This window comes from Limnobacter sp. UBA3528 (genome assembly GCF_002377005.1).
In the GTDB taxonomy this organism is placed as follows: domain Bacteria; phylum Pseudomonadota; class Gammaproteobacteria; order Burkholderiales; family Burkholderiaceae_B; genus Limnobacter.
In genome coordinates this window covers 49,303-65,840 of the sequence record NZ_DFOZ01000013.1, presented here as the reverse complement: position 1 = coordinate 65,840, position 16,538 = coordinate 49,303, and the positions used below count along the sequence as shown (strand labels likewise).

Annotated in this window: 18 protein-coding genes; 12 read left to right on the top strand and 6 right to left on the bottom strand. The window is 50.6% G+C overall.

The genetic code is table 11. From position 1 onward, the window contains the following. Window positions 1–622 (top strand): UDP binding domain-containing protein (locus B4N58_RS03310; protein ID WP_291745750.1); only part of this gene is annotated, 622 nt, incomplete at its 5' end. Between the two features lie 10 nt (window positions 623–632). Here the strand turns inward: B4N58_RS03310 and B4N58_RS03305 are convergent. Beyond that, window positions 633–1,043 carry a type II toxin-antitoxin system VapC family toxin gene (locus B4N58_RS03305; protein ID WP_291745748.1) on the bottom strand — a complete coding sequence of 137 codons (411 nt, stop codon included), beginning with the start codon at window positions 1,041–1,043 and terminating at the stop codon, window positions 633–635. Beyond that, window positions 1,040–1,309: an antitoxin gene (locus B4N58_RS03300; protein ID WP_291745746.1), complete on the bottom strand. Its 270-nt coding sequence runs from the start codon at window positions 1,307–1,309 to the stop codon at window positions 1,040–1,042. The genes B4N58_RS03305 and B4N58_RS03300 overlap by 4 nt, the downstream gene beginning before the upstream one ends. A gap of 339 nt (window positions 1,310–1,648) precedes the next feature. Here B4N58_RS03300 and B4N58_RS03295 point away from each other — a divergent pair, with 339 nt between their 5' ends. The 7 genes from B4N58_RS03295 (at window position 1,649) to B4N58_RS03265 (ending at window position 6,955) form a co-directional block, all read left to right on the top strand. Continuing rightward, window positions 1,649–2,122 carry a DUF6795 domain-containing protein gene (locus B4N58_RS03295; protein ID WP_291745744.1) on the top strand — a complete coding sequence of 158 codons (474 nt, stop codon included), beginning with the start codon at window positions 1,649–1,651 and terminating at the stop codon, window positions 2,120–2,122. Between the two features lie 187 nt (window positions 2,123–2,309). Then, a complete protein-coding gene (locus B4N58_RS03290) occupies window positions 2,310–3,308 on the top strand; it encodes a lipase family protein (protein ID WP_291745742.1) in 999 nt (332 codons plus the stop codon). Between the two features lie 71 nt (window positions 3,309–3,379). Continuing rightward, entirely contained in the window at window positions 3,380–3,604 is a 225-nt protein-coding gene (locus tag B4N58_RS03285) for an antitoxin MazE family protein (protein WP_291745740.1), read from the top strand. Further along, window positions 3,604–3,927 carry a type II toxin-antitoxin system PemK/MazF family toxin gene (locus B4N58_RS03280; RefSeq protein ID WP_291745738.1) on the top strand — a complete coding sequence of 108 codons (324 nt, stop codon included), beginning with the start codon at window positions 3,604–3,606 and terminating at the stop codon, window positions 3,925–3,927. The genes B4N58_RS03285 and B4N58_RS03280 overlap by 1 nt, the downstream gene beginning before the upstream one ends. A gap of 270 nt (window positions 3,928–4,197) precedes the next feature. Next, entirely contained in the window at window positions 4,198–5,310 is a 1,113-nt protein-coding gene (locus B4N58_RS03275; RefSeq protein ID WP_291745736.1) for an MraY family glycosyltransferase, read from the top strand. A 66-nt stretch (window positions 5,311–5,376) separates the two neighbouring features. Beyond that, a complete protein-coding gene (locus B4N58_RS03270; RefSeq protein WP_171100899.1) occupies window positions 5,377–5,670 on the top strand; it encodes an XRE family transcriptional regulator in 294 nt (97 codons plus the stop codon). Then, window positions 5,660–6,955 carry a type II toxin-antitoxin system HipA family toxin gene (locus B4N58_RS03265; RefSeq protein WP_291745732.1) on the top strand — a complete coding sequence of 432 codons (1,296 nt, stop codon included), beginning with the start codon at window positions 5,660–5,662 and terminating at the stop codon, window positions 6,953–6,955. Before B4N58_RS03270 ends, B4N58_RS03265 begins: the two co-directional genes overlap by 11 nt. Here B4N58_RS03265 and B4N58_RS03260 read toward each other — a convergent pair. Beyond that, window positions 6,952–7,692 carry a glycosyltransferase family 2 protein gene (locus B4N58_RS03260; protein ID WP_291745731.1) on the bottom strand — a complete coding sequence of 247 codons (741 nt, stop codon included), beginning with the start codon at window positions 7,690–7,692 and terminating at the stop codon, window positions 6,952–6,954. The genes B4N58_RS03265 and B4N58_RS03260 overlap by 4 nt on opposite strands. A gap of 215 nt (window positions 7,693–7,907) precedes the next feature. On the opposite strand from B4N58_RS03260, the gene B4N58_RS03255 reads away from it, so the two are divergent. Then, window positions 7,908–9,074 (top strand): nucleotide sugar dehydrogenase, encoded by a 1,167-nt coding sequence (locus B4N58_RS03255; protein ID WP_291745729.1) that lies wholly within the window; start codon window positions 7,908–7,910, stop codon window positions 9,072–9,074. A gap of 54 nt (window positions 9,075–9,128) precedes the next feature. Here the strand turns inward: B4N58_RS03255 and cysQ are convergent, their stop codons facing one another. The 3 genes from cysQ to cysC are packed head-to-tail and all read right to left on the bottom strand — an operon-like array spanning window position 9,129 to window position 12,556. Further along, window positions 9,129–9,878, bottom strand: coding sequence for a 3'(2'),5'-bisphosphate nucleotidase CysQ (gene cysQ, locus B4N58_RS03250; protein ID WP_291745727.1), 750 nt, complete (start codon window positions 9,876–9,878; stop codon window positions 9,129–9,131). Window positions 9,879–9,899: 21 nt separating this feature from the next. Then, window positions 9,900–11,648, bottom strand: a complete 1,749-nt coding sequence (locus B4N58_RS03245) for an SLC13 family permease (RefSeq protein ID WP_291745724.1) — start codon at window positions 11,646–11,648, stop codon at window positions 9,900–9,902. Continuing rightward, a complete protein-coding gene (gene cysC / locus B4N58_RS03240) occupies window positions 11,645–12,556 on the bottom strand; it encodes an adenylyl-sulfate kinase (protein WP_291745722.1) in 912 nt (303 codons plus the stop codon). The genes B4N58_RS03245 and cysC overlap by 4 nt, the downstream gene beginning before the upstream one ends. A gap of 202 nt (window positions 12,557–12,758) precedes the next feature. Here cysC and cysD point away from each other — a divergent pair, with 202 nt between their 5' ends. The 3 genes from cysD (at window position 12,759) to B4N58_RS03225 (ending at window position 16,535) form a co-directional block, all read left to right on the top strand. Next, window positions 12,759–14,156 carry a sulfate adenylyltransferase subunit CysD gene (gene cysD, locus B4N58_RS03235; protein WP_414673831.1) on the top strand — a complete coding sequence of 466 codons (1,398 nt, stop codon included), beginning with the start codon at window positions 12,759–12,761 and terminating at the stop codon, window positions 14,154–14,156. Window position 14,157: 1 nt separating this feature from the next. Next, window positions 14,158–15,900 (top strand): sulfate adenylyltransferase subunit CysN, encoded by a 1,743-nt coding sequence (gene cysN, locus B4N58_RS03230; RefSeq protein ID WP_291745720.1) that lies wholly within the window; start codon window positions 14,158–14,160, stop codon window positions 15,898–15,900. A gap of 284 nt (window positions 15,901–16,184) precedes the next feature. Next, window positions 16,185–16,535, top strand: coding sequence for a MarR family EPS-associated transcriptional regulator (locus B4N58_RS03225; protein ID WP_291745718.1), 351 nt, complete (start codon window positions 16,185–16,187; stop codon window positions 16,533–16,535). Window positions 16,536–16,538: the final 3 nt, after the last annotated feature.

Genomic DNA, 16,538 nt, shown 5'->3' with positions numbered 1-16,538 from the left:
CATACCCACCCTGTTTACGGGCAGCACCGAAGCTGAAGCCATCAAGCTGTTTGCCAACACCTACCTGGCCATGCGAGTGGCCTACTTCAACGAACTGGATACCTACGCCGCAACACACGGACTAGACACGCGCCAAATTATTGATGGTGTAAGCCTGGATCCTCGCATCGGCAACCATTACAACAATCCAAGCTTCGGCTACGGCGGCTATTGTTTGCCCAAAGACACCAAGCAATTACTGGCCAACTACAGCGATGTGCCACAGAACATGATTCAGGCCATTGTGGATGCCAACACCACACGCAAAGACTTCATTGCATCAGACGTAGTCGGCAGGAGTCCCAAAGTGGTGGGCATTTACCGCTTGGTGATGAAAGCAGGAAGCGACAACTTTAGGTCATCGGCTATTCAGGGAATCATGAAGCGCATCAAAGCCAAGGGCATTGAGGTGATCGTGTATGAACCGGTGCTGCAAGAACCTGAGTTTTTCCGAAGCAGGGTGGTGAATAACCTGGAGCAATTCAAGCAGCAGGCAGACTTAGTACTCTGCAACCGGCATGTTGAGGAACTGGCTGATGTGGAGCACAAAGTTTACACACGGGATTTGTTTGGTAGCGATTAATCTGCCCAATCTATTCAACCACCCAATCTTCAACCGCCAGCCCTTTCACTCTTAAAAATTCCTTGGTGTTGTGGGTTACCAGCGTTGCATTTACGGCCAGCGCGTGGCATGCAATCCACAAGTCGTTTGCCCCTATGGGGGTTCCTGCATCTTTTAATTGCATAAATTGTTCTGCATAGTGCCTACATATCGCTTGGCCCTCTGGGTAGATCACGTTGATCTGCTGGGCCAGTTGATCAAGCCTGCTCAAGGTTTCTGGCTTGCGGTTGCTGCGCTCTGCACCCTTCAACAGTTCTGCCCAGGTAATAAAACTCATGGCCAGTTTTGCATCTGTGGGTAGCGAATTTACTTTCTGCGCAATGGTCGGTGGTTGGTTTTTGATCAGGTAAATCAGAATGTTGGTGTCTAGTAAATAGATCACAGCGCCTCGCGATCTTGCATGGGTTGGCTGCGTTCTTGCTCAGCTTCCAGTGTCGCTATAAATTGCGCATCAACTTCGCCCAAAGCCTGCAGCGCTAGCAACAAAGCTTGCCCGCGCTCAGCAGGTATGGGGTGAATAACCAGATCGCCGTGCTCATTTCGGCTAATTTGAACCCGATCCGTGTTCAAGCGAAATTCGGCGGGAATACGCACTGCTTGGCTGTTGCCATTGTTGAAAACCCGAGTGGTAGCAAAAGGTGAAGTCATTGGCGCCTCAAAGTGTGTACTGTTATGTGTGTACATTATCAGTCTTTAAGTCAATTCGCAAACCTTTACTTCGAGAACCGCTTTGGCAGCGGCACATCAAACCGAGTAAAGTGCCTCGAATTGCGCTTTAACTGACCCCTGGCGGGCGCATGCTGTAAGGGCCATGTTCGCATTACATCATCCTTAATGAATAATTCTCTTGCTAGGTTTGTCGGTGTATTCCTCTGCAATCGCCAGTGGCTATAACCCCCATCCTGATTACGTACTCAACCCTGTTTTTGCCTCCCGCCCCACCCAGTGCTAGCGTGCTCGTTTGTTCAAAACATGCAGGCTTTGACCATGTACCGCATCTTGTTCGTTTTGGTATTGCTGCTGCCCCTTTCTCCCGTCCCCTCGGAGGCCTTTGTGTTCAGAAAAATTGTTTACTGCTCGCCTATCGAGGGTTTTATTCATTGGCAAGGAAAGCCGCTGGCCAACGTGGTTGTAACGCGAGAACTCTACAGCGGTGGATTTGAAGGGGGTAAGTACAGCGACACTGCTTCAACTGGCATCGACGGACGCTTCAAGTTCGATGTGGTTCAGGAACGAAGATTTTTAAGACCAGATTTGTTGTCGGCGAATCCCAATATTTCGCAGCTCGTATGGCTTATTCACGAAGGCCAGCGCTATGCAATTTGGTCATACACCAAGCACGACTTCGGAGAAAGAAGTGAAGCAAAAGAAGGTGTCATAACAATCAATTGTGATCTGTCTACCTATGAGCACTACGACCACGGTCGAATCGTCCGATGCCAACACAACGGGAATGTCTAAGATGAATCAGTTAACACCCAATCAAATTTACTTGCTCTCCGATGGCGCATATAAAGCCAAAGGTAGGGACTCAATTGCGCTTAAAGATCAGTTGGGAATTTCGATGCCGTTCATTGATCTCAATTCTCTTAAGTTAATCACCGCCTCCTCCGGCCTCACCTCCCCCGTCTCCAGCGGCTTCGGCTTCATGGCCCAGCTCAACGGTGGTCGCTCCCGCGAAATCGTCATCGCCACCCGTGGCACAGCCACTTGGGCTGATGCTGGTACCGACATCAACGCCATTCCTACCCCTGGCCCCACTGGCCACGCCATTCACAAAGGCTTTGGCACCACATTCAAAAGCTATGTTCAGCAGCTTAATGAATTCATCAGGCAACAAAACCTCGGTTTCAAGCCCACCGCAGTGCACTGCATGGGCCACAGTCTGGGCGGTGCGTTGGCCAATCTCAATGCAGCGGCTTGCGCCGAGCTTGGCCTGAACGCTTACCTGTACACCGTGGCCGCACCCCGCGTGGGTATGGTGCCGTATGCCGAGCACCTGAGTAAAAAAATGAAAGTGGCCCATGTGTACCGCGTGGCCAACGAAGCGGATATTGTCACCATGGTACCTTGCTACCCCTTTGTGCATTCTCCCTATGTGCACGGCACTTACCTGCTAGAAGCCGGCATGCTGAAAATCAACCCCATGCAGCACATGCTGGCCAACGGCTATGGCAGCATGGTCAACAGCAGTTGGAAACAAATGCAAAGCCTTACCCAAGGTAAACAACAGCAGCTTGAAAACTCCCTGTACCCAGCCAACAACAAAGAAGCAGGGCAGTTTGAACAACTCGCCAAAATGCCGGGTGCCATGTTCAGTGGGCGTTTGCTCAAGCTAATCAACAAAGCCATTCACGACATGCTGAGCCGCTTGGGTGCCCAAAGCTTGCTCAGCGTGAGCCATTACGGCACGGGGGCATTCACGGTATTGGATCAGATCTCGGAAATACTCGCCCGCTACGCCCAAGCCAGCCACAAACAAGCCAAAGAGGTAGCTGGCATGCTCAATGCCATCATGGCTTACCTGGGCCGCTCAACTTATGCATTGGCAGATGCCTCAGTGGTCACCATCCGCTGGGTGTTCAACCTGCTGCACCTGTCGGTCAATACCATGGCCAAACAGGCCATTCAACTGGTGGGAAGGTGACCGGCTTGTCTAGGTTGCAGGTGGTGTTGCTATCGCGTAAGCTGTTACATGTAACAGGAAGGGCGAAACTTATGGCAAATAGCAATGTAAATTCTCGTGTGCAAAAGCATCGCAATTCCTTGCGTTCGGCCGGGTTGCGCCCAGTTCAAATTTGGGTGCCCGACACCCGCAAACCAGGCTTCTCTGAGGAATGTGCGCGCCAATCGAGTGTTGTTGCGCAGAGTGACTCTACAGATCAGGCGATTGATCACTTGTTAAACGAGTCGGCACGCGACATTGATGGTTGGACCGATTAATGAGAGGTGATTTAGTAACAATCGCAACGCAGGGCGATTTTGGTAAGCCTCGCCCGGCGTTGGTTATTCAATCCGACCTGTTTCATGAGCACCCTACACTCACTGTGTTGCCGGTAACTGGCACGCTTGTCTCCGCGCCCTTGCTGCGTGTCACAGTGCATGCCACTCCCGAGAATGGTTTACAAAAAACTTCCCAGATCATGATTGACAAAGCGATCACAGTGAAACAAGAAAAGGTCGGCCCCGCCTTTGGTCGTCTTGATGCAAATGGGCTTATAGAAATTGAACGTGCCCTGGCAGTATTCCTCGGTATTGCGAAATAAAACCTTCATTACTATCGCCATGCCAACCAATTCTCCACTCGCCCGTAAGCAATTAATGGCCTCTAGCTGAATCCAAAAGGCTGTAACACGTGTAACAAAGGCAGGCGTATACTTCACCCTTAGGTGCTGTGTCACAAACCTGCCATGAAGCAGGTGCAATAATTACGAAATATTACCTGTAGCAATTTGCCGCCTCGGGCATTTTTAATGACTTAAATAAAACAATGTGCTTGCCTGCCCGCAAGCACTGTTTCATGTGTGTGGAGCATCATGCAAACAGCAGCGGCGCTAAGCCTGAATTGGCCCTCGGCCATGGTAGGGCTGTTATGTAGCTTTCTGGTGGCCTTGTTTATTGTATTAACTAAAAAATGGCATGGCCGCCTTACACTCGATGCCCCCCAGGGCATCCAAAAATTTCACACCATTCCAACGCCCCGCATTGGCGGTATCGCGCTGGCCGTGGGCTTAATCGCGGCTTGGTCATTCCTGCCCGTGGGCAGCAACCGCCAACACTTGTTGGGCCTGTTGTTGCTGGGTGCGTTGCCGGCCTTTGCCTTTGGCCTGGCCGAAGATATTACCAAGCGCATTAGCGTGAAAGCCCGCCTGTTGGCTACCATTGCCAGCGGTTTAATCGCAGCATTGCTCACTGGTTACTGGGTCAGTTTTGTGAATGTACCGGGCGTAGACCTGTTGCTGGCACTTGCCCCAATCGGCCTCATATTCACCGCCTTTGCCGTGGCAGGTATTGCCAACAGCGTGAATATTGTTGATGGTTTCAATGGACTGGCTGGTGGCGTGGTGGTGCTTATGCTGCTTACGCTGGCCACCATCGCATGGCGTGTAGACGACTTCGTCATTATTCAGCTTGCGCTACTGGGCGTGTCGGTTACCTTGGGTTTTCTGTTCATCAACTACCCCAAGGGCCACCTGTTTCTGGGCGATGCTGGGGCCTATTTTCTGGGCTACTACGTCGCCATGCTGGCTGTAATGCTGGCCATGCGCAACCCCATCGAAGTAAGCCCATGGGCCATGTTGCTGGTGTGCGGTTACCCGGTGATTGAAACACTGTTCAGTGTGTACCGCCGAACCACGCGCAAACGCAGGCACAACCCTGGCGCGCCCGATGCTTCCCATTTACACAGCTTGGTGTATCGCCGCGTGGTTAGCCGCAAACTGTTGCCCTATGCACCAGCTTGGCAGCGCAATGCTGCCACTTCCCCGTTAATGTGGATTTACGCCGCAGTGCCCATGCTGGGCGCCGTGTTCTGGCCAGAAAGCCTGGGCATGGTGTTGGCATGGCTGGCCTTCAGCGTAGTGGCCTATGTGCGGCTGTACCGCCGCATGCTGGTGCTGGGTATTTTCTTTCGCAGGCGTGCGCACTAAGAAAATAGGCACCATAATATCCATAAGTTGTTATAATTAGGTTGTATGGATACTATTGTGTCTTAAATGAATATCAGTTTGTCTACTGAAACCAACCTGCAAAATCAGCTGGCCCAGCACCTTCAGCGGCTGCGCAAGCAGCAAAAGCTGTCTCGTCAGGCATTGGAAAAAATTAGCACTGTGCCAGCGCCCACCATCAAAAAGTTTGAAACCACCGGCCAAATATCGCTACGCCAGTTTTTGCTGCTTTGGGAGTGCCTGGACAACATAGACCGCTTGGCCATGCTGCTTAATCAGCGGCACAACAACACCTTAGCCCACCCAACAACCATCGAACAGGTGCTGGCCGATGAGTTTTAAACCCATCCAAAAACTGAATGTAAGCCGCACCTTGTCAACTGGCCAGCAAGTTGAAGTGGGCACCCTGGCGCAAAACAGGCAAGGCGTTTACTTTCAGTACCACGACAATTATTTGGGCCGTTTCGGCAATTTGTCGCCTTACGCGCTGAATAACACATTGGCCCTTCAGCAAGCCCCGGCTGGCCCTCACCAAGGCCTGCATGGTGTGTTTGCCGATAGCCTGCCCGATGGCTGGGGGCTGTTGCTTCAAGACCGCGTGTTTCGCCAGCATGGCATACTGCCCAACCTGCTCACGCAAATGGACCGCCTGTCCTTTGTTGGGCAGGGTGCAGTGGGTGCCTTGGCGTACGCCCCCAATTCACAATATGCAGCTATAACTCAAAGCGATATTGACCTTTCCGAATTGGGCCAACAAGCCCAAGCCGTGTTCGAGGGGCAAACCGGGGAGGTGCTGCAAGCCTTGGTGGTCAGCGGAAATTCGGGAGGCGCAAGGCCCAAGGCCTTGATATATGCGCAACCCGGCAACTGGGCCAACTGCAGCACGGCGTCCAGGGCGGGCGATGAAGCCTGGTTGGTTAAATTTACCTCCGCAAGTTTGCCCTTGGGCCACGAGGAAGGTGTTTGCGAAGCGGTGTACTTGCAGCTTGCTGAGCAACTTCAGCTAGAACCGGCGCAATTCACGCTGGTTCAGCCCAGCCAGGCCAATCGCCAGTACCCTTGGCTGGCTTTAAAGCGTTTTGACTGGGTTTCCAATCAAGAGGGCCCGGCTGGCCGCTTGCACATGCACAGTGCTTGTGGCCTGTTGGGTGCAGACTTTCGCTTGCCCAGCCTGGATTACCAAACGCTAATTTCAGCAACCCGGCGCTTGTGTAAATCGCCTGCGGCAGCTCAGCTTCAATTTCGGCGCGCTATGTTCAATTTGCTGGCGAGCAATCAAGACGACCACAGCAAAAACTGGGCGTTTTTACAAAACGACCAAGGCCACTGGCAGCCAGCACCTTTTTACGATGTCACCTTTAGCCCCCACCCCCACGGTGAGCACAGCACGGCATTTGCAGGCTTTGGCAAAGCGCCGCCGTTGAAGGCCGTGCAAGGCCTGGCAGCTGCGGCAGGTTTTGCGAATTGGGGCGAAGCCAGGCAAATCGTTGAGCACACCGTTCACGCCCTCGCTCAGTTTGAAACCTTGGCCAAGGCGGTAGGTTTAAGCCAAGAAACCAGCGCCTTAATCGCCAAGCAGTTAGACGAAACCAGAAAGGTAAATCAAGGCTTGCTCGCGCGTAGTTAAAAAAACTGCTTTATCTTGCTCAGGTTTTTAAACAGCAAGGTGCCAAAACCGCCCACGCCGTTGTTGCGCAGGGCGGTCATGTCTTCGCGGCTTTTCTGCATAATTTTCTTAAGCGACTTGTTACTCTCACCGCCCACCCGCATTTTGACCAACACGCGCGGAATATAAGCCAATTGAATTTGCCCCTTGTGCAGGTAGCGCAGCATGGCGTCGTAATCGGCGGCAATGCGCAGGGTGGTGTCATAGCCGCCCCACTGCTCAATCACTTCGCGCTTTAAAAACAGGGTAGGGTGCGGTGGCATCCACCCGCGCTTTAGTTTGCTAGGGTGGTATTGGCCCGATTCCCAATGGCGAATCACCTTATTGGTGTCGTCTTTCGACACATACTGCAAATCGCCATACACCCCGTGTACACCGGGTTGGCTTAGGGCTTGCGCAACGTCCCGAAGCACATGCGGATCGGCCAAAAAGTCGTCTGAATGCACCAGCCCAATTACATCGCCAGTGGCCAGTTTCAACCCTTTGTTCAGCGCGTCGTAAATGCCGCCATCGCGTTCGCTCACGAACACATCGTGCGCGCGAATGCGTTGCTGAATCAATTCAACAGAACCATCGCTGGAAGCGCCATCAACCAACACATGTTCGGTGTTGGCGTAGCACTGCGTTTGCACTGAATCGATCGAGCTGATGAGTGTGCTGGCGCGGTTGTACACCGCAGTAATAATGGAAATTTTCATGAACGCAAGTGTGTTTGCGAAGTGAGGTTTGGTCAATAAATAAACGCTCTAATTTACCCCCGCAAATGCGGGGAGATGTCAGTAAAACTACGTTATTTGTAGCTGATACTGGGTATGTGCAGTGCAGCAATTTCATAGACATGTAATTACTAAGCATCTATTATCGAGTGTGTTCATTTTTGAACAGATTTAATCCAATGTTGACCCTTAAATTCATGAAAATAGCAATTGCAGGCACGGGATACGTGGGCTTAAGCAACGCCACGCTGCTGGCCCAGCACAATGAAGTGGTGGCCTTGGACATTGTTCAAGCCAAGGTTGATTTGCTGAACCAGAAAAAGTCGCCTATTCACGATGCGGAAATAGAAGATTTCCTGGCTAACAAACCACTGAACTTCAAAGCCACCACCAATAAGGAAGAGGCCTATGTGGGTGCAAGCTTTGTGATTATTGCCACCCCCACCGATTACGACCCCGAGACCAACCACTTCAATACCCAATCGATTGAAGCAGTGGTGGGCGATGTTCTGGCAATTAACCCAAAAGCCACCATGGTGATTAAAAGCACCATCCCGGTGGGCTACACCGAACAGTTGCGCAAGAAGCTGAACACCAACCAAATCATATTCAGCCCGGAGTTTTTACGAGAAGGCAAAGCCCTGTACGACAACCTCTACCCCAGCCGTATAGTAGTGGGTGAGCAAAGCGAGCGGGCCCAGCAGTTTGCTGCGTTGCTGCAGCAAGGTGCAATCAAGCAGAACATACCCACCCTGTTTACGGGCAGTACCGAAGCTGAAGCCATCAAACTGTTTGCAAACACCTACCTGGCCATGCGGGTGGCTTACTTCAATGAACTGGATACATACGCTGCAACACACGGGCTAGACACGCGCCAAATTATTGATGGCGTAAGCCTGGACCCCCGCATCGGCAACCACTACAACAACCCAAGCTTTGGCTATGGTGGCTATTGCTTGCCCAAAGACACCAAGCAACTACTGGCCAACTACAGCGATGTGCCACAGAACATGATCCAGGCGATTGTAGAAGCCAACACTACACGCAAAGACTTCATTGCATCAGACGTAGTCGGCAGGAGTCCCAAAGTGGTGGGCATTTACCGCTTGGTAATGAAAGCAGGTAGCGACAACTTCAGGTCATCAGCTATTCAAGGAATCATGAAGCGCATCAAGGCCAAGGGCATTGAGGTGATTGTGTATGAACCGGTGCTGCAAGAGCCCGAGTTCTTCCGAAGCAGGGTGGTGAATAACCTGGAACAGTTCAAGCAGCAGGCAGACTTAATACTCTGCAACCGGCATGTGCAAGAGCTTGCTGATGTGGAACACAAGATTTATACAAGAGACTTATTTGGGAGTGATTGAACTAAGGTATCCAGCCCCTGCAGGGGTTATGCAGAGGCATGAGTATTGAGGGTTCTATTGACCTTTACAAATAAAATAGGGGTTCAGCTTCTCACGAAGTACCCCGTACCGAATTGCGTCACCGTTCAAGTCTGCAACAGTGCCACCTGCTTTCTCTACAATGCACTGTGCCGCTGCAGTGTCCCATTGACAGGTAGGGCCGAAGCGTGGGTATATATCTGCCAAGCCTTGCGCAACTCTGCAAAACTTAAGTGAACTACCTACACCTAGAAATTCATAGGGTTCGGTAAGGGTGGCCAGCCAGGCTTCCATTTCCTCTGCGCCATGCGAACGGCTGCCAACAATTCTCAGTTTATCGCCCCGAACTTTATTGGTCCCCAACTTTTTCCAGGCACCATTCTTTTCTTCTTCGTAGGCACCAGTTTCATCCGCCTTAAAACACTCGCTCAAGGCTGGAACATATACCACCGCAACTTCAGCAACCCCGTTTTTAATCCAGGCAATGTTTACTGTAAATTCACCGTTTCGTTTCAAAAACTCCTTGGTGCCATCCAGTGGGTCGACCAGAAAAAAGTTGTCGTAATCAGCCAGGTCACCCGATGCAGATTCTTCAGAAAGAATAAATATATCTGGGTAGCATTTTTGTAAGCCTTCGCAAATCACACGGTCTGCTTCCAAGTCAGCCAACGTCAGTGGCGACTCATCTGCCTTGTATTCAACTGCAATTTCGCCTTCGTAAATCTTCATGATTGCCGCGCCTGCCTGCTTCGCAATCGTCACCAACTGGTCTGCTGATACCGTCATGTTCAATATCCAATGTAAAAATTAAAATGGAAAAAATAGAGGAATAAATACAATACAGATGGCACCGTACAGCAAAGCCATCGGCACACCTTTGCGAATAAAGTCCATGGTGCGGTACCGGCCTGGAGACATCACCATCATGTGGGTTTGATACCCGGTTGGAATGAGAAACCCTGAACTTGCCGCAAACGCAACAGCCATCACAAACGGCAATGCTGCCGCATCGTATTGCGCAGCGCTGCTCAGTGCAATCGGAAAGGCCAATGCAGCCGCTGCAGAATTGGTTACCAGTTCGGTCAGTAACCAGGTCATCAAATATACCGATACAAACGCACCCATTACGCCAAAGGGGCTTAATACTGAGGAGGTATAGTCGGCAATTAATTTGGCAGCACCTGAACTGGTCATCACGTCAGCAATTACCAAAGCCGAGCCAATCAAAACCCACAAATCAAACGGAAACCTTCGTCGTATTTGCCCTGGTGATAACAATTTGGTTGCCAACAAAAATAGTACAAAGGCCATCAAGCCTTGTAACAGGCTAATTGCGCCAGTACCCGCCAAGCCAATAGCCAACGCCAAACCGCCCAAGGTCATCCAGTTGTCCCTGCGGGAAAGCTTGGGCTGCAACGGCTCGGCCGTGAGGACATGAAAATTTCTTTCCAGGTTCTTGTGGTTTTTAAAGTCTGCACCAACTGCCAAAATAAGGCTGTCGCCTACGCGCAGTTCCACCCGTCCTAATTGCCCTGTCAGGCGCTTGTTTCCGCGGCGAATGCCAACCACAGCAGCATCAAACAGCGTACGGAAATCAACTTCTCTTGGGGTTTTGTTAACCAATTCGCTTTGGTTCGCAATGACCACTTCAACCAAATTGCTTTCCAGCAACTCGCCTGCCGATGAACCAAAAACCTCTAATCCGTCAAATCGCTGAAGAGTTTGAATGCGGTGTGTTTCACCTACAAAAATCAATCGGTCGTTGGCTTGTACAATTTCATCGGGCCGTACAGGACTAAGCAACCGTTCATCTCGAACAACTTCGAGCAAAAACAAGCCTTCAAGCCCGCGCAGGCCGTTGTCAATTACCGACTTGCCAACCAGGCTTGAGCCAGCATTTACCTTCGACTCCAGAAAGTAGCCTTGTGGGTTGTCGTTGTTCTCTGCCAGTTTGCCTGTTGCAGCCAAATCAACCTTGTCTTCACTTGTAGTCAAGCTCATCAAGGCGCAGCCCGCTACAACCAGAATCAAGCCCACGCCTGCAAATGTAAACAGGTGAATACCTTCAACACCTTGGCTTTCTGCCAGTGAATAAACAAGCAAATTGGTGCTAGTACCAATCAGCGTAGTAACTCCACCCAAAATAGACGCATATGAAAGTGGAATTAGTAACTTGGATGGATCTATTCGGCTTTGTTTTGAAACTGCAGGCAATAACGCTGCAACCACAGCCGTGTTACTCACAAATGCTGAAAACAGGCATGTAAGTGCCGAAAGTTTAAACACAGCAAGCTTCGCGGAGCCGCTTAGAAAAACTTTGGACATTTGAGTTATCAAAGCGCTCCGCTCAAGTACAAGTCCAATCAGTATCAGAAGCAGTACGCAAATTAAAGCGGGGTTGGTGTAGGAGGTTAAAAATCCGTTTTGTTCGATCAAGCCAGCGAAAAAAAAGCCGGTTGCGAATAGCCCAAACAAAGCTGCTGGTTGAGCAACGCCGCGCACCAATAACACCAACAGCAAAGCAACACAGGCCAGCACTACCCAGCTTGTTATCATGCGTTGCCTTTCTTCAGCAATTCACTCAAGCGTGTGCAGCACTCGTCAATTGAAAGCTCCACAGTGGGTAGGCGAACTTCGGGGTCAGTTGGGGCTTCATAGGCGCTATCTATACCTGTGAAGTTCTTGATTTCACCTCGGCGCGCTTTTGCATAAAGGCCTTTTACATCACGGCGCTCACATTCTTCCAGTGGCGTGTCTACAAATACTTCAAGAAAGTCGCCTGGGGCAAACAGGTCGCGTGCCAGTTTTCGCTCAGCCCTGAAGGGTGAAATAAAACTAACCAGTACCACCAAGCCTGCATCCACCATCAATTTCGAAACTTCAGCCACTCTGCGAATATTCTCAACACGGTCTGTTTCGGTAAACCCTAGGTCTTTGTTCAAGCCATGGCGAACATTGTCGCCGTCGAGGGTCATCGTGAAGCGACCTTGCTGGTACAGGTGCTTTTCAAATGCACTGGCAATCGTGCTTTTTCCCGAACCCGACAGCCCGGTAAACCAAATACATTTGCCCTTCTGTTGCATCAATGTCTCGCGGGCGTCGCGGTCAATTGACATGGCCTGCCAGCGAATATTGCTCGAACGCCTCAGTGGAAAATGCAAATTGCAGGTGGCCAGTGGTTCGTCGCTATCCAGGTCCAGCAACTCAATAGGCAGGGTGGTTACATCAACGTTCGATTCAACACCGGGTTCAAGGTGCAAGTTGACTACGCCAATTTGGCCTGTAAGCAGTGTTTTGGCTGCGAGTCGAGTTTTCCCGTCTTCAGCTTCTTGGTACTTCAGTTCGGTGATTGTGCACTGTGAAATCGTTGGGTTGTCGCCAATTCTGGCTTTGTAAACACGCCCAACAATCATGGGGTGATGGTGTTTCCAGGCGATATCGCCCTCAAATTGATCAATAAGCATAGGGTAAATAATTTGACGTAAAATGCAGTTATATATAAATTACCTAACAATATAAGCTTGCTCAAGCAAAATTTACATTACGGGAATATCAATTTTGCAAAATACGTCAAACTTCTTGGGGCTGCATACTACCCAACTGGCCGAGGCCTTGGTTGCCCATGCCACCTCCGCTGTTTTCAACAGCGTCGACTTCGTTGAATCCATGCAGGCTGACTGCGACATAAGCCAGCGCACCGCCGAGCGTGCTTTGCACGAGTCAGGTTTCTTGCCCGAGCCCGTCATGGTTGAGCAAACCACCGATGAAAAAGGCGGCTCGGTCAAAAAAATTGTATTGAATGCTTATCAGGTTGAAGCCAAGCGCAAGCGCCACGCGGTTATTAATGTGCAGGTACACAGCTTTAACAAGCTGACTTTGCTTGTGGCCAACAACCAGAAAGGTTTGCGTTATTGGCAGGCAGTGAAGGCGAGCAAGGCTGCTGTAGCTCCTGAAGTATTGCTGACTGCATTTGCCAAATTGGCGGAAGCCGTGGGTAAGCCTTGTCAGCTTTGGCCAAGTGGTGCCTTGGTGGCTATGGTACGGGGCATACACGCACGCGATTGGAAAACTGCAAGTTTTGAGCTTTGTTTGCCCGCATACCAAACCCATTTGCAAGACAACGCGCTGAATTTAAAGCCACGAGCTACCAAGCTGCTGAGTAAAGGTGACCGTTCGCACCTGGATGCGCTTGAGGCTGAAAGCATGCACATTATGCGTGAGGTGGTTGCCCAGGCTGAAAACCCGGTTATGTTGTATTCGATAGGTAAAGACAGCGCTGTGATGTTGCATTTGGCGCGCAAGGCCTTTTACCCGGCCCCGCCCCCATTTCCGTTGATGCACGTAGACACTCAATGGAAATTCAAAACCATGTACCAGTTTCGCGACCTCATGGCCAAGCACAGCGGTATGGAACTGCTGGTGCATGTCAACCCCGACGCCATTGAGAAAAACATTAACCCGTTTGATCACGGCAGCAGTATTCACACCGACATCACCAAAACAGTGGGTTTGAAGCAGGCTTTGGACAAATACAAGTTTGATGCTGCTTTTGGCGGCGCACGCCGCGACGAGGAGAAAAGCCGTGCGAAAGAGCGTATTTTCAGCTTCCGCACCACCACGCACCAGTGGGACCCGAAAAACCAGCGCCCCGAGCTTTGGAGCCTGTACAACGCCCGGAAAAATCGTGGTGAAAGCATGCGCGTATTTCCGCTGAGTAATTGGACTGAGCTGGATATTTGGCAATACATCTACCGAGAAAATATTCCCATTGTTCCCTTGTATTTTGCGCAGCCTCGGCCAGTTGTAAAAAAAGACGGCATCTTGATGATGGTGGACGACGACCGCTTGCCCATGCAAGAAGGTGACGAAGTTGAAATTAAATGGGTACGGTTTCGAACACTGGGTTGCTACCCGCTGACTGGTGCAGTGGAATCAACTGCAGACACCCTTGAGGAAATGATTCTGGAACTGCTGGAATCGAATGTGTCTGAGCGCGAAGGGCGAGCAATTGACAAAGACTCGCCAGCATCCATGGAAAAGAAAAAACAAGAGGGGTATTTCTAAGATGAATGCCGCAGAAAAAGTACAAGCCTACCTGGACCAACAACAAAGCCTGGATACGTTGCGTTTTATTACTTGTGGCAGTGTCGACGATGGCAAAAGTACATTGATTGGTCGCATGTTGTGGGAAAGTCAACAGCTGTTTGAAGACCAGGTGGCAGCATTGCGCAATGAAAGCAAGCGCTACGGCACCCAAGGCGACAACATCGATTACGCCTTGTTGGTAGATGGCCTTTCAGCCGAGCGTGAGCAAGGTATTACCATTGATGTGGCCTACCGCTATTTTCAAACCGATGCCCGAAAATTCATTGTGGCCGACACACCGGGGCATGAGCAGTACACCCGCAACATGGTTACAGGTGCATCAACAGCCCACTTGGCGGTATTGTTGATTGATGCCCGCAAAGGCGTGCTGACACAAACCCGCCGCCATGCGTTTTTAACGCAGCTGGTGGGTATTCGCCACCTAGTGCTGGCGGTGAACAAAATGGATTTGGTCGACTTCAAACAAGAGGTGTATGACCAAATTGTTGCCGATTTTGCTGAGTACGCAAAAGCGCTCAGTATTGAGGCAGTTCAAGCCATTCCGCTGTCCGCTATTGGTGGCGACAACCTTCGTGAGCGTTCGAAAAATACGCCTTGGTATCATGGGCCCACATTGATGGGTTACCTTGAAACTGTCGATGTTTTAGGCCAGGTTGGCGAATTGGTGCCTGAGCAATTTGCCATGCCCATTCAGTGGGTCAACAGGCCGAATCTGGATTTCCGCGGCTTTGCTGGTTTGGTGGCTTCCGGTTTGGCAAGCCCCGGTATGCCGATTGAAGTGGCAGGCAAGAACACACAAAGCACGGTAAGCAAAATTGTTCAGTTTGAAGGCGACTGGGCGCAAGCCAGGGCGGGCGATTCCATTACCTTAACCTTAGCGGACGAAGTCGATGTAAGCCGTGGCGACGTACTTTGCCACCCTGCGCTGGGCCTGAAAGCCGCTGACCAGTTTTGCGTAAGCCTGGTGTGGATGGATCCTGAACAAGGTTTACCCGCGAAAAACTACTTGATACAGTTACACACCCAACAACTGGGCTGCAGCATTACCAAAATAAAGCATAAGGTGAATGTAAACACCTTGGCGCACGAAGCCGCGGAACACCTTGAAACCAACGATATTGCAGAGGTAAACATTCACCTTGACCGCAAGGCGGTGGCCTTGCCGTTTGCTGAAAACAAGCAATTGGGAAGTTTTATTCTTGTCGACCGCTACAGCAACCGCACTGTGGGGGCAGGGGTTATTCACTTTGCGTTAAAGCGCAATGAAATGATTCACGCAACCCAAGCGGGCGTAAGCATCGAAGACAGGGCCAAGCTGCACGGCCACAAAGGGCACACCGTGTGGTTTGTAGGGCCAGCAGACTCCAATAAAACAGAGCTTGCCGCAAAGTTTGAACTGATGCTTCACCACGAGCGCATCAGTACCATGTTGATTACAGGCAGCAAGGTTCGCAGCGATCTAAGCATGGATTTGGGCTTTAAAGATTCAGACAAAGCCGAGCATGTGCGCCGAATGGTTTCCCTTGCAAAGTTGCTGATGGAAGCTGGTTGCGTGGCTGTGGCTGCCACTGTAACTAAGCCAGACCTAGTTGATGTGCCTGAATTCATTGTGCTTGAGGTTTCGGCCTCGTCTGAAAATGTCGACGATTTGCTCTATAGCTTGCTGGTTCAATTGAAAAAAGCCATTCAAATCGCTCCATAAAACTTTGTTATCTACTCCCCCATGAATTGGGGGTGGTTGTCATTTGTCCCGTTTTTTAGGTAATCGCAATGCACAAACGTCATGGACTTGTCATTGAGTTAGCTTTAACATTGGAGGTGTTCAATTTTGAACGCAAGCTCGGGGTGGTGGTAAAAGCCCATGCTTGACCGTGTGCACTGCGCCGAACTTTGTATGTTGCTATGCAGTAAAACTAACTTTCAATTCATTTCCCGCTTGTTGAACGGCGAACAACACGGCGGTAGCGTGCTTAAGAGAACCTTTTAGTGTCTGATCGTTTGGAACAACAACGCGAGGAGGTGCGGTACCGAGTGCTGCGCCTGATTGAAAGCAAGCCCGAAATATCCCAGCGCGAGCTGGCCGATGAGTTGGGCGTAAGCTTGGGTCAAATCAACTATCAGCTAAAGGCCCTTAAGGAACGGGGTTTAATCAAGGTGGGGAATTTTCTGCGTAGCGACAACAAACTTGCATACGTGTATTTGCTAACCCCGAAAGGCGTTGCTGACAAACTATCAATTACAAAGCGTTTCCTGCTTCGAAAGCGACATGAATTTGAGTTGTTGAAGTGTGAACTTGAGCAGCTGGAGCGCGAGGCCATCGATGAATCAAAAGATTGAGTC

Coding starts and splice junctions, on each gene's coding strand:
- B4N58_RS03300 (WP_291745746.1), bottom strand. CDS start 1,309: ATGACTTCACCTTTTGCTACCACTCGGGTTTTCAACAATGGCAACAGC.
- B4N58_RS03295 (WP_291745744.1), top strand. CDS start 1,649: ATGTACCGCATCTTGTTCGTTTTGGTATTGCTGCTGCCCCTTTCTCCC.
- B4N58_RS03290 (WP_291745742.1), top strand. CDS start 2,310: ATGGCCCAGCTCAACGGTGGTCGCTCCCGCGAAATCGTCATCGCCACC.
- B4N58_RS03285 (WP_291745740.1), top strand. CDS start 3,380: ATGGCAAATAGCAATGTAAATTCTCGTGTGCAAAAGCATCGCAATTCC.
- B4N58_RS03280 (WP_291745738.1), top strand. CDS start 3,604: ATGAGAGGTGATTTAGTAACAATCGCAACGCAGGGCGATTTTGGTAAG.
- B4N58_RS03275 (WP_291745736.1), top strand. CDS start 4,198: ATGCAAACAGCAGCGGCGCTAAGCCTGAATTGGCCCTCGGCCATGGTA.
- B4N58_RS03270 (WP_171100899.1), top strand. CDS start 5,377: ATGAATATCAGTTTGTCTACTGAAACCAACCTGCAAAATCAGCTGGCC.
- B4N58_RS03265 (WP_291745732.1), top strand. CDS start 5,660: ATGAGTTTTAAACCCATCCAAAAACTGAATGTAAGCCGCACCTTGTCA.
- B4N58_RS03260 (WP_291745731.1), bottom strand. CDS start 7,692: ATGAAAATTTCCATTATTACTGCGGTGTACAACCGCGCCAGCACACTC.
- B4N58_RS03255 (WP_291745729.1), top strand. CDS start 7,908: ATGAAAATAGCAATTGCAGGCACGGGATACGTGGGCTTAAGCAACGCC.
- cysQ (WP_291745727.1), bottom strand. CDS start 9,878: ATGACGGTATCAGCAGACCAGTTGGTGACGATTGCGAAGCAGGCAGGC.
- B4N58_RS03245 (WP_291745724.1), bottom strand. CDS start 11,648: ATGATAACAAGCTGGGTAGTGCTGGCCTGTGTTGCTTTGCTGTTGGTG.
- cysC (WP_291745722.1), bottom strand. CDS start 12,556: ATGCTTATTGATCAATTTGAGGGCGATATCGCCTGGAAACACCATCAC.
- cysD (WP_414673831.1), top strand. CDS start 12,759: ATGCAGGCTGACTGCGACATAAGCCAGCGCACCGCCGAGCGTGCTTTG.
- cysN (WP_291745720.1), top strand. CDS start 14,158: ATGAATGCCGCAGAAAAAGTACAAGCCTACCTGGACCAACAACAAAGC.